Here is a 3,088-nt window from a genome sequence, read left to right as displayed (position 1 = left end):
GGGGAGCGTCCTTCTTGTCCTTGCCGCGCGGGGGCGCGAGCTTGATCTTGGCCGCGTCGAACACCTTCTCGGCGAGCGCGGCGGCGATGCTCAAAAACACGCCGTTGCGAAACGGCACGTAGGTGCTCGGCAGATCTGAAAACGCGCTCTCGCCGCTTTGCGGTGGAATTTTATCGCTTCGGCTTTGCGATGAAATTTGATTGTTTTGGCTTTGTGGTAAAATTTCACCCCCTGCGTGCTTGGGTGGAATTTTATCGCCCTGTTGCGGCTCGGCTCCGCTTTGAGGTAAAATTTCGCCGTCTTGCAGTGAAATTTTGTCGTCGCGAGCTAAAATTTTGCCACCTTGCGGTGAAATTTCATTGTCCCCTAGTGAAGCTTCGCCATCTTGGGTTAAAATTTCACCGCTCTGCACGCAACTACTTCGCGCCGAATCTGCACCGAGCGTAGCGTCCGCGGGGCTCGCCGAGAAATTTAACGCAGTAAAATTTTGCCCGCCAATCTCGGCATTAATAGAATTTGCCACGATAGAATTTTGCCCATCTAATTCGGCGACGGAATTTGTCTCGGCAAAATTTAACTCCCCAAACTCCGCGCTCTTGGAATTTGCCGCGCTATCAATCTCGGCGCCGGCAGATTTTGCCGCACCGCAAAGCTCCGCCGCGCCCTTTCTGATCGGCAAGGTGCCGTCCGTAAGGGCGCTACCGCCGATTTGTGCGATGAAGCGAGCGTCTAAAATCAGCCTTTTTGCGACCCCCAAATCGTCGCAAATTTTACCGAAGCACTCGCGCTCCTTGCCCATCGTGCGCTGATCGTAGTCGAAGTGCAGCGCCACGATCTCGTAACCTTCGCGCTTGGCGATGTATGCGCATGTCGCGCTGTCCATGCCGCCGCTGATCACGCATAAAGCTCTCATTTTCGTCCTTTTTTTGCTAAAATTATACGAAAATTTTATAAAAGAGGGGTAAAAATGATACTTTGCGAGCAGCCCTATCCCGAAATTTTGGACGCTATCGCGGCGGAGCTGGGCGGCGGGAGCGTCGAGCTAATTTTCGTGCGCGGCGAGGAGATGCGGCAGCTAAACGCGCAAACGCGCGGCATCGATAAGACGACCGACGTGCTGAGTTTCCCGCTCGATCCTGCGGCGTTTATGGGCTTCAGTGGGGATTTGAGCGAAGAAAATTCCGCGCATGAAAACAGCGGCGATAAAAATTTAGACGCTGCGAATTCCGCTGGTGAAAATTCAGACACCGCAAAAGCCGCCAGAGAAAATATAAGCGCTGTAAATTCCGCAGGCGAAAATCAAAACGCCGTAAATTCCGCGAGCAAAAATCCTAACGATGAAAATTTAAATAATGAAAATTTTGACGGTGAGAATTTTGCCCCCGTGCTGCTCGGCTCGGTCGTGATAAATTTAGACCTCGTAGGGCTGAAAGCCGCGCAGCTGGGGCACGGCGCGGATGACGAGACGGCGCTGCTTTTTACGCACGGCTTGCTGCACGTGCTGGGCTTCGACCACGAAAGCGACGGCGGGCAGATGCGCACCAAGGAGTGCGAGATAATAGAGAAATTCCGCCTTCCAAAAAGCCTAATCGTGCGAACGGATGAAAGCGAGGAGTAAGCGCTGTATATCGAAAAATGGCGAGCAAAAGCATGAGTGGTGGCGTAAAATCCGAACAAAATTTTAAAAACGCAGATTGAGGAGCAAAAACTGCAAGCCCAAAACCACAGCGATAAAAGGATCTTTTAGGGTAAATTCGCCATGATCTCCCAACCAAAATTTTGCATACTTAAAGTTATCAACGGCAACTGAATGTATTGCATGATTTACTCCTTAACGATAAATTTTTGTATTTAAATACAAATTTCTACAAACGGATGTTTGTGAAACTTTGTCTTTAAATTTACTAATTTTAATAGAAACCGCTTTAAGACCGTTTATTAAATTTACGGAATCGATAAAAAGCAGATAGTCTTCATCTTTATATTTTATCGGTCCTAAATAAATTAGGGTATCTCCTGCGATCTTGTTTCGATAATCCTCAAAATCTGCCCTGCTATGATATGAATCGCTTGAAAGATCTTTTGCGATCTTACTGCATTCTTGCGGATCTAGAATATACATAAAATTTGCAAAAGACATCTCGTATAACCGAAAATCTCTATATGTCATAATATACAAAAGCTTATTATCAAATTTATATAACGTAAATCCTCTCCCGATAAAGCCGTCCCTAATCGTTTTATTCATATCCATATACCAGCAATCGCCCATATTTTTCTTTAAAACTGGGTTATTGTAATCCGTCGTATCAAAAACCAGAGGTTTGATTATATTTATATTTTTCCATTCAAACAAATCATTGTAAAAGTCGTTGCAGAAGTCTCTTTCTTTTGATAAATGCTCTTCATACTCTTTTTTGAGCGTTGCATTATCTTCTATCGTAAGAAAATAAAAACTCTTGCCATTAAAGGTAGTTGCACCCCGGATCATAGGTTCGTGGAGGGCTTTTCTTACAACTTTTTTATCTTGAATTTTCCATAAAATAGGTTCCAGTTGCCATGGCATCGATGGATGCTTTATATCGTCCGCTTTTGCGAACGATACGGCAAACAAGGTCGCTAAAATAAAAGCACGAATTTGCATCCCTTGCTCCTTAAAATAGGCTTTTGGAATCTTAAAAGCGTTTTTTGTTATCGGTTGTATAAGCTTATACAACATAATTACTTAATCAAAGTATAAAATACATTATCATATCCGCACAAATATGAATTTATGCATATACCGCCGATCTATACGGCAGGCTTTCAGTGTTTCAATTACCGATCACTTTTATTCACACTCATGAATGTATGGATCTTTTAGGGTGAATTCGCCATGATCTCCCAACCAAAACGTCGCGTGCTCAAAATTGTCAATCGCAAATGTCGCATGGTGCTCGCTGTATACCCTGCGCGACCTGCATTTTTTGCCTTCGTAATCATAATGATCTGCGAGCTTTTTATAAAATTCAATGCTTTCGTTATCAAAGTCGTAACCCAGCGCGATATCTTGATTTCGCCCGTCGTAAAAATGGATATAGTCGAAATC

3 protein-coding genes and 2 pseudogenes are annotated in these 3,088 nt (G+C 44.6%); 1 reads left to right on the top strand and 4 read right to left on the bottom strand.

Going from position 1 to position 3,088, the window contains the following annotated elements; translation table 11 throughout:
- A pseudogene (locus Q0372_RS09360) lies at window positions 1-139 on the bottom strand (7-cyano-7-deazaguanine synthase); the annotation flags it as partial.
- 507 nt (window positions 140-646) lie between these two features.
- Window positions 647-913: pseudogene (locus Q0372_RS09355) on the bottom strand (7-cyano-7-deazaguanine synthase); the annotation flags it as partial.
- Between the two features lie 54 nt (window positions 914-967).
- Between Q0372_RS09355 and ybeY the strand changes: the two are divergent.
- Entirely contained in the window at window positions 968-1,618 is a 651-nt protein-coding gene (gene ybeY / locus Q0372_RS09350; RefSeq protein WP_298105217.1) for an rRNA maturation RNase YbeY, read from the top strand.
- A 213-nt stretch (window positions 1,619-1,831) separates the two neighbouring features.
- Here the strand turns inward: ybeY and Q0372_RS09345 are convergent, their stop codons facing one another.
- Together Q0372_RS09345 and Q0372_RS09340 are read right to left on the bottom strand one after the other, a co-directional pair.
- Window positions 1,832-2,716: a hypothetical protein gene (locus tag Q0372_RS09345; protein WP_298105215.1), complete on the bottom strand. Its 885-nt coding sequence runs from the start codon at window positions 2,714-2,716 to the stop codon at window positions 1,832-1,834.
- A 114-nt stretch (window positions 2,717-2,830) separates the two neighbouring features.
- Window positions 2,831-3,088, bottom strand: a 258-nt coding sequence (locus tag Q0372_RS09340) for a hypothetical protein (RefSeq protein ID WP_298105212.1), incomplete at its 5' end; no start/stop codon positions are given.

It is taken from the genome of uncultured Campylobacter sp. (assembly GCF_937997405.1).
In the GTDB taxonomy this organism is placed as follows: Bacteria; Campylobacterota; Campylobacteria; order Campylobacterales; family Campylobacteraceae; genus Campylobacter_B.
This window is presented reverse-complemented; position numbering and strand designations above follow the sequence as displayed.

What these genes read in the sequence shown, in the direction of transcription:
- ybeY (WP_298105217.1), top strand. Translation starts at nt 968, where the DNA reads ATGATACTTTGCGAGCAGCCCTATCCCGAAATTTTGGACGCTATCGCG.